Genomic DNA, 17,708 nt, shown 5'->3' on the forward strand with positions numbered 1-17,708 from the left:
GGTTGTTCTAGTCTCGCAGACGTGAATTTTGGGAAGGTTTGCGACAATGCTGCTCAAGGATGAGGTTGGAATGCTGCAACGCGTTCCCTTGTTCTCCGGCATAGAGCCGGCAAAGCTCAAGCTGCTTGCGTTCACGTCCGATCGCGTGAGCTACGGCGCCGGCGAGATCCTTTTCCGGCAGGGTGACGAGGGAGACGCCGCCTATGTCATCCTTTCGGGCAGGGCGGATATTCTGGTCGATTCCGATGGCGGACCGATAAAAGTGGCCGAACTGGTGCCAAATTCGATCGTTGGCGAGATCGCCATATTGTGCGACGTCTATCGTACTGCGACCGTCAGAGCCGCAAGTCCGCTGGAGGCCTTGAGAATCCGAAAGGATCATTTCCTGAGGCTTATGAGGGAGTTTCCGGACATGACCATCGAGATGGTACGGGTCCTCGCCGATCGCCTGAGCCATACGACCGCGGATCTGATCGACGCACGAAGCGCCAAACAATGAATGATTTGCGCCGATCCTTGCCGTCGTGATGGCCCTGGCCTCTCACGGAAAGGGTCACCAAGAGGAAAACCTGTCTCGCCTAGCAGCAGTTGTTTGGCTACGATGGCCGAGGGGTACTACGAAGGGCTTGCATGGACGACGACGTTTTCCTGGTCAGGTTTTGGGGCGTCCGCGGCAGCATTTCGGTATCGGGGCCAGAATTCTCCCGCTATGGCGGCAACACGATCTGCATTGAGATGCAATGCGGCAAGCATACGCTTCTGTTCGACGCGGGCTCTGGCTTGCGGCCTGCGGGCTGGGCGCTTCGGGCGTCGGGCGTGACCGATTTCGACCTGTTTTTCACCCATTGCCATTACGACCACATCATCGGGCTGCCGGCTTTCAAGCCGATCTATGACCGCACCGTCAAAGTCAGGCTCTGGTCCGGGCATCTTGCGGGACGCATGACGACCCGCCAGATGGTCGATGAGTTCATGCAGCCGCCTTGGTTTCCGGTGAGACTGGACGTCTGCAAGGCAAGCCTCGACTGCCGCGATTTCGTATCCGGAGACGTCCTTCGGCCGCGCGAAGGGGTGGTGGTTCGAACCGGCAGCCTGACCCATCCCGGTGGCTGTATAGGCTATCGGGTCGAATGGGCTGGCCGCGTCGTGGCGGTGATCACAGACACCGAACACGAGCCGGGCAAGCTCGATCAGGCGGTCCTCGACCTCATCGAAGATGCCGACCTCGTCATTTACGATTGCACCTACACCGAGGAGGAAATGGAGCGCTACCGCGGCAACGGGCACTCGACATGGCAACAGGGCGTCAAGCTTTGTGAGGCCGCCGGCGCGCGGGGGCTTGCGCTGTTTCACCACGATCCGTCGCGCACCGACGATGAGTTGGACGAGATGGAGAAACTGGCCAAGGACAGGTTTGCCGGCGCTTTTGCCGCGCGGGATGGCCAGACGCTCAAATTTCCAATTTCATTGCGTAAAAAGCGCTGAGCTATTTTCCTCTATACCTGTTTTGACGCAATTCCGGACGGAAGGCTACGGCGAAGGCGCCGAGCCTAACCGCTCACACTTTTCCCGGAATTGCCCTAGCGGCGCCGCGCCCGATCAATGTCCTGATCGGAAGCCATGCGCGGGCTTCAGTCTGTGCGGTGACCGTGAACAGCCGTTCGAGGAATAGCCAGGCCGATTCATCATGTACGAGATGGTGGGTGAGCAGGCCGACCGGTTCGCCGCCGTCGAATGCGTGCCGCAATTGCGCGATGATGGTCTGAACCAATGTGCCGTGATCGCGACAACCGCGCGTGCCATGCCAGTCCATGATGTCGACATTGCTGTTGACGACTACCAGCGAAGCCGGCTTCGGCGGCCCGTAGACCGACAATGCCGCAAATCCTATCGATCCAAGCTCGGATACCAAGCCGGCGTCGATCCTGTTCCAGGGCGGCACCAGCATCGGAACGGCACATGCGCCGTGCAGGCCGGTTATGCGCGACAGACCGCGAGCCAGATCATCGAGCACCGCCTCGCGTGGCCGGTGCGGGCCTAGCTCCTGCTTTTTCTGGCCCTCCGACGCATGATTTCGATGCGCCCAGCCATGGATGGCGACGGTGGCATGCGGCGCCTCGTCAAGCCGGACGACTAGCTTCTCATCGGTCAGGGCCGGAATGACGGCCAGAGTGACCGGAATTGCGAATTGACCGGTGAGGTCGAGCAGCCGATCGAGCGCAGGTGTGGGATCCACGGCGTCATCGTCGCGCAGCCAGAACTCTGCCTTGCGGTCCGCCCGTTGCCAGCGCGCCAGTTCTTCCACCAAGGGTTGCCAGATCTGGTCGGATGTCATGAAACCGGGATCTTCGCGAGAAGTTCGGCGAGACGCGCTGCCGCAGCACCGAGGGAGCGTTCTTCGAGGATGAAATGTCTGGCTTCTGCGGCCATGATGGTCCTTTCGTCGTCACGGGCCAGAAGCCTTTCAATGGCTGAAGCGAACGCCGTCACATCGCCCGGCGGGGTGAGGAACCCGGTCTGGCCGTCCCGCACGACCTCCGGCACGCCGGCGATGTCCTGAGCCACCACCGGAAGGCCGGCGGCCTGCGCTTCAAGATAGGCAACGCCATAGGCCTCGCCGAAACCCGGCCAGACGTAAATTCCCCCACTGTAGAGGACATTCGGCACGGCGGTCGGCTCAATCGCGCCAAGCCATTCGATACGGTCGGCGGGCAAGCCAGCGAATTGCGTTTTGACCTCGTCACGGGCAGGCCCGTCCCCGACGACCGACATGGTCCAGGGCAGGTGACCGATCGAGCCGAGCGCTTGCGCCAGCATGCGATAGCTTTCGAGTTTGTCGCCCGGGCGCATCATGGCGACGGTAACGAGGCGCGTCGGACAGCCCTGTGCCGGCGCTTCACGGAATGCCGATGTGTCGATGAAGGGCGAAAGCATGCCGAAAGTGGCGCCGGGTACCGCATCAGCCAGTCCCTGGCGGTCCCTTTGCGTGAAGCAGATGTTCAGCGCCGCTCGTTCGACGGCTCGCGCCACCAAAGCTTGCGTATCAGCCCACAAACCGGCGTTGCGCCGCCTCGAATAGGAGGCTTCCGCTGTCGCATAGGGGACAGCAAAGGCCGCCGTCAGCTCGGGCCCGATCAGGTCGGGCGCCTTGTAATAGGGATGATAAGTGAACCAGAGATCGGGCTTGCCGTCACGAGCCCAAAGCCTTGTCAGCCGCGCGGCTTCCTCCCGGGCCTCGATCTTGAGCGCATCGAAACTTTTCGGCTCCGGTTCGCGTAGATAGAAGCGCAATTCGGATGCCAGTTCGACGCGATGCCCCACGTGCTCCAGCGCCATGATCAGCGTCCGTGCCATCTGGCGGTCGCCGGAGGCAACGGGATCATTGGGTGACTTCAGCGGTGCGTAGAAGGCAATTCGCATCGCCGGACCCTATCATCGCAAAGCCGGCGCAAGTCAATTTCGAAGCATGATCGACTTCACCCTTCAAGCAGTGAAATATGCTATCTGATGCCCATGGAAACAGCTGCCGCGTCCGACCCGTTTGTCGCTTCTCTGCCGGTCTTCGCAAAGTTCGAAAGCGTTGCCGACATCGACAACTATCGGCCTCTCCCCGATGACTGGGCGCTGGCCACCGCCGACATCGTCGGCTCGACCAAGGCGATCGAGGCTGGGGGCTATAAAACCGTCAATATGGCCGGCGCCAGCGTCATTTCGGCGCTGCTCAATGCGCTGGGTCGGCAAGATTTTCCCTTTGTCTTTGGCGGCGACGGCGCGCTCGTGGCGTTTCCCGGCTCGGCGCTGGAGATCGCCCGCAACGCGCTTGCCGCTGTCCAGAGATGGGTGGCGGACGAACTGGACCTTGCCCTGCGCGCCGCAATCGTGCCGATAGGGGATATAAGAGCGCAAGGACTCGACGTTCGCGTGGCGAGGTTCCAGGCCTCCGAAGCGGTCTTCTATGCAATGTTCGCCGGCGGTGGCGGCAGTTGGGCGGAAGCCGAGATGAAAGCGGGGCGCTACCGCATCGATCCCGCGCCGGCCGGCGCGCGGCCGGATCTGACCGGCCTCTCCTGCCGCTGGAACCCGATCGAAGCCCGGCATGGCGAAATCGTCTCGATCATAGCCATACCGCGGGCGTCGCGCGACTTGCGCGGCTTTCAGTTGCTGGTTTCCGACATCATCGCCCTTGCCGGCAGGCAGGAGCGCGGTGGCCACCCCGTACCGGCGGACGGGCCGGCCTACAGTTTACTGCCCGCCGGGCTCGATATCGAGGCGCGGGCCACGGCGCCGGTTGGACGGCGGTGGCTGACGAAGCTGTGGGTGGTGTTCCTCATGACGCTTACGGCTGTCACCGATAGATGTGGCTGGACGATCGGCGGTTTCGATCCGAAGGTCTATAAACGTGAAGTGGCCAGCAATTCGGACTTCCGGAAGTTCGACGACGGCTTGAAGATGACCATCGACGTTGACGCGGATGTCTTGCAGCGGATCGAGAACCGGCTCAAACAGGCGGAAGAGGCGGGCATCTGCACCTATGGCCTGCACCGCCAGAAATCGGCCTTGATGACATGCCTCGTCGCTTCGCCGCTGCAGCGCGATCACCTTCATTTCATCGATGGCGCAGCCGGCGGCTATGCGATGGCTGCCGCAAGCCTGAAGGCGAAGGTGCCGGTTTGATGACGGCTTGCGGAAACCGATCTTCCGCAATATGCCTCGACCATGGGCCCTGGAGGCTAATGAGCCTCGCCATGGAACGGACAGCCTGTCCGAATTGACGGGAAAGCAGATTTTTGGACGCCTCACGATCGATATATGACCACCTTCTAAACCGGATTTCGACGCGCGCCGCGCAAGTCGGCGTGATCGGATTGGGCTATGTCGGATTGCCGCTGGCGGTTGCGGTCGCACGCGCGGGCTTCCCGGTTTCGGGCTTCGACATCGAAGCCTACAAGGTCGAGAGCCTGAACAACGGCCAATCCTACATCGAGGCGGTGACGTCGACAGCCCTTGCCGGCCAGGTGGCGAGCGGACGGTTCCGCGCCACTGCGGATTTTGCGGAACTGGCCGCCTGCGAGGTCATCATCATCTGCGTTCCGACACCGCTGACGAAAAACCGTGAGCCGGATCTCTCCTTTGTCAGGAACACGGCAGGCACCATCGCCAAGCATCTGCGTCCCGGCCAGCTCGTCGTGCTGGAATCGACCACCTATCCCGGCACCACCGACGACGTGATCAAGCCCATACTGGAAGAAACCGGCTTGCGGTCGAAGATAGACTTCTTCCTCGGCTTCTCGCCCGAACGCGAGGACCCCGGCAACCGCAGCTTTGAAGTCGCGACGATCCCCAAGGTCGTGGCAGGCGACGGTATTGAAGCGGCGGCGCTCGTGCAGGCTTTCTACCACGGCGTAGTCAAGACCGTCGTTCCGGTTTCCACCACGGCGACCGCCGAGGCGGTCAAGCTAACGGAAAACATCTTCCGCTCGGTCAACATAGCTCTCGTCAACGAGTTGAAGGTCGTGCTCGGTGCGATGGGCATCGACATCTGGGAGGTGATCGAGGCGGCAAAGAGCAAGCCCTTCGGCTACATGCCGTTCTATCCTGGCCCTGGACTTGGCGGGCACTGCGTTCCGATCGATCCCTTCTACCTGACGTGGAAGGCGCGCGAATACGAACTGCCGACCCGCTTCATCGAGCTGGCAGCAGAGATCAACACGGCCATGCCGCGTCATGTGGTCGATGAACTGGCGAAGGCGCTGGACCGGCGCTGCGGCAAGGCACTTAGCCGCTCGCGCATTCTCATCGTCGGGCTCGCCTATAAGAAGAATGTGCCCGATATCCGCGAAAGCCCTTCATTGCGGCTCATTGAACTCATCGAGGATTGGGGCGGCAAGGCGGAATTCCACGATCCGCATGTTACCGAGATACCGACCACACGGGAGCATATGGCGATCAAGGGGCGCCGCTCGGTCGAATTGACCGAGGCGGCCCTGAAGGACTTCGATGCTGTCGTCGTTGCAACCGACCACGACGCGATCGACTATCAGACGATCGCTGATCACGCCCCTCTGATCGTCGACACACGCAATGTTTTTGGCCGCCTCGGGCTGGACCGAGAGACGGTGGTGAAGGCCTGACGGCATCTGAGCCGGCGAATTTCTTGCGCGGTGTCAGGATCGTGGTTGCACTGCGACGGCTGACTCGCCACATAACGCCACGGAATACAGATGCATTTACGCCTTCCCCTTGGCCGCAAGGATAGTCATCCGGGATATTCTTCACCGCTTTTGCCGGCGAGGCCGGCCTTGTTGACTTCGGGTGTCTTATCGTTGGGTCGTTGACGGACTGTGTTATGACAGATCAGAGGATAATGGCTCCGTCTTCCGACGGGTTTCGAGATAGCATGAGCACATCGTACGCAGAAATTTCCACCATTCTCATGGATAAGGTTGCCGATTGGCTGAACGAATCGGCGCTGGCGGGCAACGACCTGGAAACATTGGTAAATGGCTTTTGCGAACGGCTGGCTGCTGCTGGCCTGCCGCTGAAGCGGGTGCATTTGAGCTTCTCGATGCTTCACCCACTCTATGACGCGCTTGGCTTCACATGGGTTCGCGGCCAGGGCATGGAAGTGGAAGGCTTCCGCAAGGAGGCCGGCTTGCCGTCTGAAAGATTCCTGACCAGTCCATACTATCATCTGCTCAGCAATAGGCTCGACCATCTGCGACGCCGACTCGACCCGTCAGTGGTGTCGGAGTTTCCTGTTTTCGATGACCTCCGGCTTATGGGCATCACCGATTACATGGCTTTCGTTCATCCCTTCAGCGGCAACGCCAGTCAGGGCATGATGGGGTCTTGGTCCACCGACAGCGCCGCAGGCTTCAGCGACAGCATGATTTCGGCGCTGCTGCGCATCCAGAGCCATCTCGCTATCGCCACCAAGATGGCGGTGCTTACCAAGCTCGCCGACAACATGATGACCACCTATCTCGGGGGCGACGCTGGCAGGCGCGTGCTTGACGGCCAGATCAAGCGCGGCGAGGGCGATACAATCCGCGCCGCACTGGTAATGGGAGATATGCGCGGGTCGTCGAGGCTCGCCGAAACCTCCGGCCGCGAAGTCTATATCGATACGCTGAACCAGTTTTTCGACGCCGTTGCCGCACCTTTCAACCGCAACGGCGGGCAGATCATGAGTTTCATCGGTGATGGCTTCATTGCCGTCTACCCTTGCGAAAGGCACCGTTCGCAGTCCGAGATCGCCTGCCAGGCTGCGCTTGCGGCCGCGCACAAGGCCAGCGCGCGCATGATGGATCTCAACCTGCGCCGAAAGGAGCAGGGATTGTCCGACATCAAATTCGGTATCGGCCTGCATGTCGGCAATGTGATGTTCGGCAATGTCGGGCTTACCGACCGGCTCACATTCTCTGTCTTCGGCTCGGCTGTGAACGAGGTCCAGCGCCTGCAGACCCTGACCAAGAAATATCCGCACAGCGTTCTGGCCAGCAAAGACTTCGCCGGCTATTGCGGCGCCCACAGCTGGCTGACGCTCGGCCACGAGGAACTGGCTGGCATCAAGCAGAAGCTGACGGTGCTTTCACCCGATCTGTCGGGAGCTCTCGCACTCGATGAAGACGGTGCGCCGGAGCCGGTTCACGGCCGAAGATCGGACGCCGAGCAGGTCATGCTGCTTCATCGCGATGCCGCGCGGATGGCGGCGGGCGACCCGAGTAAGCTCCAGTAAACCGCCGCGATCTGGCCCGATCGCCTTTGGTAGCCAGTTTGGTCGTCGGTTCCGCCACTGGCGACCGCTTCGAATCCAAGTTGCTCTGGGCTGACAATGCGCTAGTCTCGCTTTCTGGAGAGCTGCCAGAGTGGGGCTGGTGTGAGAATGAATTCGAGTGTCGATCTGCTGCGGATCGAAGACGTTGGCATTTCTTTTGCCATCATGGGGGGGCCGTTGCATGCCGTCAGGCGCGCAAATCTTCGCGTCCTGCCCGGTAAGGTTACTGCGCTTGTCGGCGAGTCAGGTTCCGGAAAGTCGGTTCTCAGCCAGGCCGTGATGGGCATTTTGCCGAACACAGCCCATGTTCGTGGCCGGATCCTGTTTTCCGATCCTGAAAAGCCCGGCACGACGCAGGATATCCTCAAGATGTCGCGTGATGGGCCCGAAATCCGGGCGTTGAGAGGCAGCCGCATCGGCAAAATCTTTCAGGAGCCGATGACATCGCTGTCGCCGCTGCACACGATCGGCAACCAGGTCAGCGAATCCCTGCAGATTCATACGCCCATGGCTCGGGCGGAGCGCAAGGCGCGGACCGAGGAAATGCTCAGCCTTGTCGGCTTCCCCAATCCCAAGCGCGCCTATGACATGTATCCCTTCGAACTTTCTGGAGGATTGCGTCAGCGCGCCATGATCGCCATGGCGCTTATCTGCCGGCCCGCCCTGTTGATCGCCGATGAGCCGACGACGGCGTTGGACGTCACCATCCAGGCGCAAATCCTGCAATTGCTGCGCGGGCTTCAGACTAAGCTCAACATGGCGATGCTGCTGATCACGCACGACCTCGGCGTGGTCGCCAATGTCGCCGACGAGGTGGTGGTCATGTACCATGGCGAGATCATGGAGGCGGGACCCGTCGAGGCGATATTCCGCCGGCCAGGCCATCCTTACCTTAAGGGCCTGATGGCAGCCGTTCCGCATTTCGACCTGAAGCCTGGCGAAAGGCTAAAGGCGCTGCGCGAGGTGCCGGTGAATGTCGGAAACCTGCTCGGCAAGCAGACCGCGCCGGCATCGAAGGGGCCGGACGACATCCTGCTGTCGGTCAGGGATCTGACAAAGACCTTCACCATCCGCAAGTCCGGATGGTTCGGTGGGGATCATCAAACCTCTGTTCGCGCCGTCGACGGCGTGAGCTTCGACATCAAGCGGGGTGAATGCCTGGGTCTGGTCGGCGAAAGCGGTTCCGGCAAAACCACCGTCAGCAAGATCCTCATGCGGGCTGTCACCCCTAGCGGTGGTTCTGTGATCTTCAACGGCCGCGAGGGACCGATCGACGTCCTGGCAGGCGAGGGCGAGGCCTTGCACATGCTGCGCGCGAAAATCCAGATGGTCTTCCAAGATCCGGTTTCGTCGCTTTCACCTCGCATGACGGTGGAGAACATCTTGAGCGAGCCGCTGGAAATCCATCAGCGCGGCAATGCCGCGTCCCGGTTGGCCATGGTCAAGAACCTGATGCAGGCAATCGGGCTCGATCCGCGCTTTATCAAACGTTACCCGCACAGTTTCTCCGGCGGGCAGCGTCAGCGTATCGGCATCGCGCGCGCGCTGGCGCTGGGGCCTGAACTGCTGATCTGCGACGAGCCGGTTTCGGCGCTCGATGTCTCTGTCCAGGCGCAGATTCTGAACCTTCTGAAGGACTTGCAGAAGGAACTGGGCCTTACCTACCTGTTCATATCCCATAACCTGGCGGTGGTGGATTACATGGCCGACCGCATCGCGGTGATGTGCGGCGGGCGTATCGTCGAGCTTGCGCCGCGCGAAATCCTGCTCAGGAAACCGATCCACCCCTACACGCGCTCACTGGTCGCCGCAGTACCTTTCCCCGATCTCGACAGGCCGATGGATTTCAAGACGCTGAAGCTCAGCGGCGCTTCCGACAGCAGCGCCTGGGGACCGCAATTCCGCGACGAGGGCAGCGACGATATGCTGTCGCCGCTCGATCTTGGCGGCGGCCACCTCGTGCTGGCCCGGCGTTCGGCCGATGTCAGCGAGTTACGCCATTGATCAGCCGGCGCACCGTCCTTGGACTCATGGCTTCGGCATTTGTGCCGAGCACGTTGCACGCCGGCGATCTGGAGCCGGAATTTCTTCAGCCGCTGCTGAAGGCCCTGGCGTTGCCGGCACTCGCCAAACGCTTGCCCAAGAGCCCGCGCGTGTTGAACCTCGCTGCGATGGGCCGGCAGCCCGGCCAGTATGGCGGCACGCTGCGCACGATCATCGGCAGCCAGAAAGATATCCGGATGATGACCATCTACGGATATGCTCGCTTGGTCGGTTATGATGAAAAGCTCAATCTGCAGCCCGACATTCTCGAAAGTTTCGACGTGGCGGACGATCGCGTCTTCACTTTCAAGATACGGGAAGGACATAAATGGTCTGACGGCAGCCTGCTGACGCCGGAGGATTTTCGCTATTGCTGGGAAGATGTCTGGCTGAACGATGAGCTTACGCAAGGCGGGCTCCCCCCGACCCTGCTGGCGGATGGCAAGCCGCCACGCTTCGAGATCGTCGATCCGCAGACGGTCCGCTATAGCTGGGATGCGCCTAATCCCGACTTCCTGCCCAAGCTCGCTGCCGCTTCGCCGCTATCGCTTGTCCTGCCGGCCGCCTATCTCAAGCAGTTCCACAAGAAATACCAGGATCCGTTCCGGCTCGCCGGCCTGATGGAGGAGAACAGGGCCAAGAAATGGACGCTCCTGCATATCCGCATGTCGCGGCAGTATCGCCCGGAGAACCCGGAACTGCCGACGCTCGATCCCTGGCGGAACCGGACCAAGCCGCCGGCCGAGCAGTTCGTCTTCGAGCGGAACCCGTTCTTTCATCGAATGGACGAGAATGGCCGGCAGCTGCCCTATGTTGACCGGGTAGTCATGAATGTCAGCTCGTCGGCGATCATTTCCGCCAAGACCGGTGCGGGCGAAAGCGACCTGCAATGCATGGGAATCGACTTTGCCGACTACGCCTTCCTGAAGGACGCGGAGAAGCGCTACCCGGTGAAGATGCATCTGTGGAAACGCACACAGGGTTCGCGGCTGGCGCTGCTGCCCAACCTCAATTGTGCCGACCCGGTGTGGCGTGGCCTTCTTCGCGACGTGCGCGTGCGCCGCGCGCTTTCGCTCGCAGTGGACAGGCGCGAGATCAACTTGGCCGTGTTCTATGGATTGGCGCAGGAAAGTGCCGATACAGTTCTGCCGGAGAGCCCGCTCTACCGGCCGGAATTCGCGAAAGCCTGGGTCGCCCACGATCCCGACAAGGCCAATGCCCTGCTCGACGAGGTCGGGCTTAAGGCGCGCGACGATGACGGTCTGCGTATCCTTCCCGATGGACGCCCGGCGCACGTTATCGTGGAAACGGCCGGCGAAAGCACGCTGGAAACCGACGCGCTCGAACTCATCACCGATCACTGGCGGCAGGTCGGCATCGCCCTGTTCGTCCGGACTTCGCAGCGAGACATCTTCCGCAGCCGCGCGCTAGGTGGTGAGATCATGATGTCGATTTGGTCGGGCATCGACAATGGTGTGGCGACCGCAGACATGAACCCGTCCCAGTTGGCCCCCACCATGGACGACCAGTTGCAATGGCCACTCTGGGGTGCCCACTACTTGTCTCACGGCACGGTCGGCGAGGCGCCCGACCTTCCGCCTGTGGTCGAGTTGATGGCTTTGCTCAAGCGCTGGAACGTTTCGACCGAAGCCGCGGAGCGCGCCGAAATCTGGAATTCAATGCTGTCGATCTACACCGATCAGGTGTTTTCGATCGGCACGGTGAACGGAACGCATCAGCCGGTTCTGGCGTCCTCGCGGCTGCGCAATCTGCCTGACAAGGCGCTCTACGGCTACGACCCGACCGCCTATTTCGGTGTCTATATGCCGGACACATTCTGGCTTGGAGAGTCCTGAGCGTGCTTCGATATATTGTGTGGCGCATTGCTGTGATGGTCCCAACGCTGCTGATCATATCGGCGCTGGTGTTCACGATCATCGAACTTCCCCCGGGCGACTATTTCGACAGCTATGTTGCAGAGCTTCGGGCTCAGGGGGAAGCGGTGGATTCCGATCGCATCCAGATGATGAGGAAGGAGTATGGTTTCGACAAGCCGCCGGTCATTCGCTACTTCTACTGGGTCGGCGGAATGCTGCACGGCGATTTCGGCTATTCCTTCGAATATGAGCTGCCGGTTCGCGATGTCATCGGTGACCGAATGTGGCTGACCGTGCTGGTTTCCTTCGTCACGATCATCTTCACCTGGCTCATCGCCTTTCCGATCGGCATGTACTCAGCCACCCATCAATACAGCTGGGGCGACTACGGCCTGACTTTCTTCGGCCTTCTCGGCCTTGCCATTCCGAATTTCATGCTGGCGCTGATCCTGATGTATTTCGCCAACATCTGGTTCGGCACGTCCATCGGCCATCTCATGGACCAGCAATATCTCGGCGAGCCAATGAGCTGGGCCAAGGCGAAGTCGATCCTCGCCCATCTCTGGATCCCGGTCTTGATCATCGGCACCGGTGGCACGGCAAGTATGATCCGGCGGCTGCGCGCCAATCTGCTCGATGAGCTACACAAGCAATATGTCGTGACCGCGCGCGCCAAGGGCCTTCATCCCTTCAAGGCGCTGGTCAAATATCCGCTGCGTATGGCGCTCAATTTCTTCATTTCAGACATCGGCTCTATCCTGCCGGCCATCATCTCCGGCGCCGAAATTACGGCGATCGTGCTGTCTTTGGAAACGACCGGGCCGATGCTGATCAAGGCGCTGCAAAGCCAGGACATGTATCTGGCGGGGTCATTCCTGATGTTCCTCGCCTTCCTGACGGTCATCGGCGTCCTGATTTCCGACCTGGCGCTGGCGCTGCTCGATCCGCGAATTCGTTTGCAGGGCGGGAGCACCAAATGAATACGCAATCGCCGCTGCCCGCTCCGGGTGCCCCGCTGCAACACTACGTTTCCATTGCGCCCTTTGACCTGCAGTCGGTCGAGGCGATGACGCCTGAGCAGTCGAAAGTCTTCCAGGCCTCGCAGTTGCGGCTGATGTGGTGGAAATTCCGACGGCACCGGCTTGCCCTCATATCCGGCATATTCCTGGCAGCGCTTTATCTTGGGATACTGATCTGCGAGTTCCTGGCGCCCTACAATCTGCACACGCGCAACATGGACTACATCTATTCGCCGCCGCAGTGGGTGCATCTGTTCCACGACGGTCAGTTTGTCGGGCCGTTCGTGTATGGCCGCCAGATGACGCTGGATATGGACACGCTCAAGCGGAACTATATGGACAAGCAGGATGATGTTCAGCGGATCCGTTTCTTCTGCAAGGGCGACAGTTACCTATTCTGGGGCCTGATCGAAGGTGACAGGCATCTTGTCTGCCCTGCCGAAAACGGCCAGCTCTTTCTGGCCGGCACCGACAGGCTGGGGCGCGATGTGCTCTCGCGCATCATCTACGGCGCACGCATTTCACTGACGATCGGCCTCGTCGGCATCGCTTTCAGCTTCCTGCTCGGCATCGTCATCGGCGGGCTGGCCGGCTATCATGGCGGTATGTTCGACCTGATCGTTCAACGGATTATCGAAGTTCTGCAATCGATTCCCAGCATTCCGTTGTGGCTGGCTCTGGCGGCAATCATGCCGATAACCTGGAGTCCGATCCTGATCTATTTCGGCATCACCGTCATCCTCGGGCTGCTCCATTGGACCGGGCTGGCGCGGGCCGTGCGTTCAAAGCTTCTAGCCTTGCGCGAGGAGGATTACGTTCTGGCCGCGCAATTGATGGGCGCCAGCAGCAGCCGCATTATCCGGCGGCACCTCATTCCCGGCTTCATGTCGCATCTGATAGCCACGGCGACGATCTCCATCCCCGGCATGATCCTGGGCGAGACGGCGCTGAGCTTCCTCGGGCTCGGCCTGCGGGCGCCGATAACCAGCTGGGGCATCCTGCTCACCGAGGCGCGCAGCGTTAGCGTGATCGCGTTCTATCCATGGCTGCTTTTGCCGATCCTCCCCGTCATTCTCGTCATCCTGGCGTTCAACTTCCTCGGCGACGGCCTGCGGGACGCCGCAGACCCCTACAAGTGACGTCGTTATTCCGCTGCGCGCCGGGCCGTCGGCTCTGCCTGGTATGATCCTTGTCGGCAGCCTGTTCGGTTGTTGCAGTGTTCATCGTTCGCCTCTATATGCCGCGAGGCTCGATCGGGGTTTAATACATCGCCTCGGGTTTCACCCGCGAACCGTTCCGGTGCCGGGCATTGCCGATCTCTTGAGCTGGTTCAGGACACACAAACGCAAATGAGTCGCCTCGAGAGTTTCATCCGCAGGCTGACCGCGCAGCGCGACATTCTCGATCAAGTCTGCGCGCAGGTGGCGACCATCGAGGGCCCCGTCCTTGAGCTCGGCCTCGGCAATGGCCGGACGTTTCATCATCTGCGCGAGCGCCTGCCCGGACGCCGGATCGTGGCGTTCGACCGCTCACTGGCCGCCCACTCCAGCTCAATTCCCGAAGCCGAAAACCTCGTGCTCGGCGAAATACGCGAGACGGCGATCAGGTTCATTGGCATCGACGCCGCTCTTGTTCATGCCGACATCGGCACCGGCTATGAAGATCGCGACGCAGTGACCGCTACCTGGCTTCCCGACCTGACCGCGCGCCTGCTTCGCGTCGGCGGCATCGCCGTCAGCGGCACGCCGCTCGATCACCCCCAGTTGCAACGCCTCCCGGTGCCCTCTTCGGTGCCCGCCGGCCGTTATTTTATCTATAGGCGGGTGTGAGAGGTCGAGAAGTCTTCAGGGGATCGTATATACTGCTACCTCCCGTTCAATGCCGCGCAGCGAGACCTCGTGGGGCTCCGGCTTCAGCGCTTTGCTGCGCAACAGATCGGCGGTGAGATTGTCGTCGACCACCGCTCGGGTGGCGAAGATTGCCTGTGCGTTGGCAAGGTTCTGGACCCGCGAAGCAATGTTGACCGTCTGGCCGAAATAGTCCTGCCGCTCGTTCAAGGACACGGCGATGCAGGGGCCGGCATGGACACCGATCTTGAGCAGCAGATCCTCGCGCCCACTCTTGTCGTTGAGCGCGCGCATGGCATCGCGCATCCTGAGGGCCGCAGCAATCGCACGATCTGGCGTGGCGAAGGTCGCCATCACGGCATCGCCGATGGTCTTCACCACCGCGCCCGCCTCCGCCGCGACGATATCTTGCAGAACCTGAAAATGCTCGCGCACGAGATCGAAGGCCGAAAGGTCGCCCACACGCTCGTAGAGCGCGGTCGATCCACGCAGGTCGGTGAACAGGAAAGTCAGACTGGTGATCTTCAGGCGCTGGTCGACTGCCAAAGTGTCCGTGCGATAGAGATCGCGGAACGTCTGGTTGGTCAGCAGCCGCTTGGCGGTGAGAAAGGGCCGGCGCCTGCCCAGCAGATCGTGCAAGCCGTGGCCGGCGATGAAGACCGTCGGCAGCACGCGTGTGTCGGTCCTGTTCTCCAGCGAAATGCGCAACGGCCCGGGTTGCATCTCCAGCGTCTGGCTCTTGACATGGTCGCGGTCGAAGACCAACGAAAGGCTTCGGCGCTCCTTTGTCGGCTCACCCTTCACGTCGATGAACTGCACCGAATGGGTAACCGGCTCGAAGACGATGATGAAATCGGACGGAAGCTGTACGGTCAGAACCGCCTTTTCACCGGGCGCAAGCTCGATGTCCTCCAGCGTGATATCTTCCATGATTTTCGCGAAATCTTCATCGGGCAGATCGACGCCGGACGCCCAATAGATCTGCCGGAAATATTCCAGCGGCGGCAGCTCATGCGGATTGTGGGCGGCAATCCTGCGTATGCGGGGACTGACGGTGAATGTCACCTCGACCATCTCGTCGAGGGTCGGCGAATAGCCCGAGGCGCAAAGCGCGCATGTATATTCGTCCTTCTGCACGGTTTTCAGCGTGGCGTTGGTGTCGAGCACGCCGCCACAGCCGGGGCACAGGACATTCCAGGAGACGTCGAAGATGCCCACCCGTGCCGCGTGGAGAAAGGCGCCTATGGCGCGCTCCTCGTCGAGACCGTGCTTGCTGGCGAAGGCTGGCACATTGATGCGGCACAGCTCGCGGTCATCGCCCTCCGCGATGGTTCGCTTGATCGCGTCGATCGCCACCGGATCGACATCGCTCGATTGCCGCAGAAGCGAGAACAGATCCTGAGTTTCGTTCATCGTAAAGGCTCCGGAAAATGCGCCCGGGGGCGCGTTGACCGGACCGTGCTTTGGTCCGAGTGCTTCATTTTACGTCGAAACGGACCATACGGCCATTCGAATAGATAGGCATGGTGAGAGTTCAATTTCCATTCGGCAGATTTTCACCGGCCGCAAGCGGCACTATGATGGTAGATAGGGCATTCATCTTGGGGCTCTTTCCCATGCCGAAATCCGACAATCCGCCGTTTCCAGCGGCCCTTCGCCTTTTCTCCGCGGCTGTCATCATCGTCCTGATCGTAGGCGCCGGCCTGTTTTTCGCGCCCGCGCTGGTCAAGCCGCGCTGGCCCTGGTCCGTCACGCCGTTCAGCGCCCGCTTCCTCGGCGGCTTCTATACTGCCGAAATGGCGGTGATGGCGGCGCTCTTGTTCTGGAATCGCTGGTCGCCCGGCAGGCTGGTGCTCGTCATGGCCTTCATCTTCACCGTCATCGTGTCGGCGGCTTCGTTCATCAATCTCGGCTATTTCAACTTCGAACGAAAAGCGGCCTGGCTCTGGTTCCTGGTCTATCTTGCCTCGGCCGCGGTATCCGGGCTGTTCCTGTGGCGGGCCAGGGCCCGTCCTTCGGCAAAAGGCGTGGCCTTAACCCCGGCATGGCGCGGCTACATGTCAACGGAAACGGCGATCCTTGGGCTATACGGCGTCGGCATGTTGCTGTTTCCCCGGGTGGTCAGCAGCAGCTGGCCCTGGCCGGTCGATCCCTTTCACGCCCAGGTCTACAGCGCCATCTTCCTCGCCGGCGCCGGCGGCGTATATCTCCTCTGGAAAAACGCTCCGCGCGAGGAACTGCTGGTGCTCGGCCTAGCGCAGTTTCTGGTTGGCCTGCTTGCCATCCTTGGCCTGGTCATCACCGACGCTGCGGTGCACCGGATCGACTGGACGGCGACAAAGACATTATGCTGGCTCGCCCTTTTCGGCTGGATCGGTCTCAGCGGCGTCTTCAAACTCTACGCCGCCTCCCGGTATTTTGGCTCGCAATCGGCATCCTAGATTTGGAGACGACTGGATTTTCGGGTGACGTCCGGTGCATCGTGCCGGGCCGATCGCTTAGAGCATTTCACCGTTTCAAAGGAACCGGCGAACTGCTCTATCTCTTTGTTCTGACGCAATTCCGGGCGGAAAAACCGCTTACACTTCTCCTAGAATTGCTCTAGCCGGGAAAGCTATGACCAGCACGACCTCGCCGTCCTCCGAAAAAATCGAACCGCAGCTCCGAGCCGTCCGGCCAAGCGATGCGGAGGCGCTTTGCGCTATCTTCAACATGCCGGGCTTCCGCCAGGGCACTCTCAGGATGCCTTTCGAGAGGGTGGAGCAGGTGGAGCGGCGCATTGCCAAGTCCGGCCAGGAAACCACCTGGATCGTCGCGGAGCTGGAAGGCAAGGTCGTCGGCCATGGCAACCTTGTCGTGCAGGGTTCGCGCCGCTCGCATGTCGGCGAGATCAATATCGGCCTTGACGATGCCTTTGTCGGCAAGGGCATCGGCTCTGCCATACTCGGCGCGCTGCTCGACGTGGCCGATAACTGGCGGGCCCTGAAGCGGGTCGAATTGACCGTCTATGCCGACAACGAACCGGCCATCCGTCTCTACACGAGCCACGGCTTCGAGGTCGAAGGTCGGCATGTGAAGGCCGGCTTCACTGACGGGCAGTACCACGACCTCCTGAGCATGGCCCGACTGCGGTTCTGAGATTCGC

General features: G+C 61.0%; 15 protein-coding genes. 12 read left to right on the forward strand and 3 right to left on the reverse strand.

Translation table 11 applies throughout. The annotated features are described in order from the left end of the window. Window positions 1–46: 46 nt before the first annotated feature. Window positions 47–499 (forward strand): cyclic nucleotide-binding domain-containing protein, encoded by a 453-nt coding sequence (locus CK230_RS12430; protein ID WP_095817426.1) that lies wholly within the window; start codon window positions 47–49, stop codon window positions 497–499. Between the two features lie 131 nt (window positions 500–630). After that, on the forward strand, window positions 631–1,485 hold the full coding sequence (locus CK230_RS12435) for an MBL fold metallo-hydrolase (RefSeq protein ID WP_095817427.1): 855 nt from the start codon (window positions 631–633) through the stop codon (window positions 1,483–1,485). A gap of 73 nt (window positions 1,486–1,558) precedes the next feature. On the opposite strand, the gene CK230_RS12440 is transcribed toward CK230_RS12435, so the two are convergent. After that, window positions 1,559–2,335, reverse strand: a complete 777-nt coding sequence (locus CK230_RS12440; RefSeq protein WP_095817428.1) for a polysaccharide deacetylase family protein — start codon at window positions 2,333–2,335, stop codon at window positions 1,559–1,561. Beyond that, window positions 2,332–3,420 (reverse strand): glycosyltransferase family 4 protein, encoded by a 1,089-nt coding sequence (locus tag CK230_RS12445; RefSeq protein ID WP_095817429.1) that lies wholly within the window; start codon window positions 3,418–3,420, stop codon window positions 2,332–2,334. Before CK230_RS12445 ends, CK230_RS12440 begins: the two co-directional genes overlap by 4 nt. 93 nt (window positions 3,421–3,513) lie before the next feature. On the opposite strand from CK230_RS12445, the gene CK230_RS12450 reads away from it, so the two are divergent. The 8 genes from CK230_RS12450 (at window position 3,514) to CK230_RS12485 (ending at window position 14,545) form a co-directional block, all read left to right on the forward strand. After that, window positions 3,514–4,674, forward strand: coding sequence for a DUF3095 domain-containing protein (locus CK230_RS12450; RefSeq protein ID WP_095817430.1), 1,161 nt, complete (start codon window positions 3,514–3,516; stop codon window positions 4,672–4,674). A gap of 113 nt (window positions 4,675–4,787) precedes the next feature. After that, window positions 4,788–6,131: a nucleotide sugar dehydrogenase gene (locus tag CK230_RS12455; RefSeq protein ID WP_095817431.1), complete on the forward strand. Its 1,344-nt coding sequence runs from the start codon at window positions 4,788–4,790 to the stop codon at window positions 6,129–6,131. 266 nt (window positions 6,132–6,397) lie between these two features. After that, on the forward strand, window positions 6,398–7,738 hold the full coding sequence (locus tag CK230_RS12460; RefSeq protein ID WP_095817432.1) for an adenylate/guanylate cyclase domain-containing protein: 1,341 nt from the start codon (window positions 6,398–6,400) through the stop codon (window positions 7,736–7,738). 147 nt (window positions 7,739–7,885) lie between these two features. Further along, the gene (locus CK230_RS12465; protein ID WP_095817433.1) at window positions 7,886–9,781 is read left to right on the forward strand and encodes an ABC transporter ATP-binding protein; all 1,896 of its coding nucleotides are present in this window, start codon (window positions 7,886–7,888) and stop codon (window positions 9,779–9,781) included. Further along, entirely contained in the window at window positions 9,778–11,676 is a 1,899-nt protein-coding gene (locus tag CK230_RS12470) for an ABC transporter substrate-binding protein (protein ID WP_095817434.1), read from the forward strand. The genes CK230_RS12465 and CK230_RS12470 overlap by 4 nt, the downstream gene beginning before the upstream one ends. A gap of 2 nt (window positions 11,677–11,678) precedes the next feature. After that, a complete protein-coding gene (locus CK230_RS12475; protein WP_095817435.1) occupies window positions 11,679–12,677 on the forward strand; it encodes an ABC transporter permease in 999 nt (332 codons plus the stop codon). After that, on the forward strand, window positions 12,674–13,855 hold the full coding sequence (locus CK230_RS12480) for an ABC transporter permease (protein ID WP_095817436.1): 1,182 nt from the start codon (window positions 12,674–12,676) through the stop codon (window positions 13,853–13,855). Before CK230_RS12475 ends, CK230_RS12480 begins: the two co-directional genes overlap by 4 nt. 210 nt (window positions 13,856–14,065) lie before the next feature. Beyond that, a complete protein-coding gene (locus tag CK230_RS12485) occupies window positions 14,066–14,545 on the forward strand; it encodes a class I SAM-dependent methyltransferase (protein ID WP_095817437.1) in 480 nt (159 codons plus the stop codon). A gap of 15 nt (window positions 14,546–14,560) precedes the next feature. Here the strand turns inward: CK230_RS12485 and CK230_RS12490 are convergent, their stop codons facing one another. Continuing rightward, window positions 14,561–15,976, reverse strand: coding sequence for an adenylate/guanylate cyclase domain-containing protein (locus CK230_RS12490; protein ID WP_095817438.1), 1,416 nt, complete (start codon window positions 15,974–15,976; stop codon window positions 14,561–14,563). 203 nt (window positions 15,977–16,179) lie between these two features. Between CK230_RS12490 and CK230_RS12495 the strand changes: the two genes are divergently transcribed. Together CK230_RS12495 and CK230_RS12500 are read left to right on the forward strand one after the other, a co-directional pair. Further along, complete coding sequence (locus CK230_RS12495) at window positions 16,180–17,004, forward strand: hypothetical protein (RefSeq protein WP_095817439.1); 825 nt, start codon at window positions 16,180–16,182, stop codon at window positions 17,002–17,004. A gap of 175 nt (window positions 17,005–17,179) precedes the next feature. Then, window positions 17,180–17,701 carry a GNAT family N-acetyltransferase gene (locus CK230_RS12500; RefSeq protein ID WP_042639164.1) on the forward strand — a complete coding sequence of 174 codons (522 nt, stop codon included), beginning with the start codon at window positions 17,180–17,182 and terminating at the stop codon, window positions 17,699–17,701. Window positions 17,702–17,708 lie beyond the last annotated feature (7 nt).

This window comes from Mesorhizobium sp. WSM3859 (assembly GCF_002295065.1).
Taxonomy (GTDB): domain Bacteria; phylum Pseudomonadota; class Alphaproteobacteria; order Rhizobiales; family Rhizobiaceae; genus Mesorhizobium.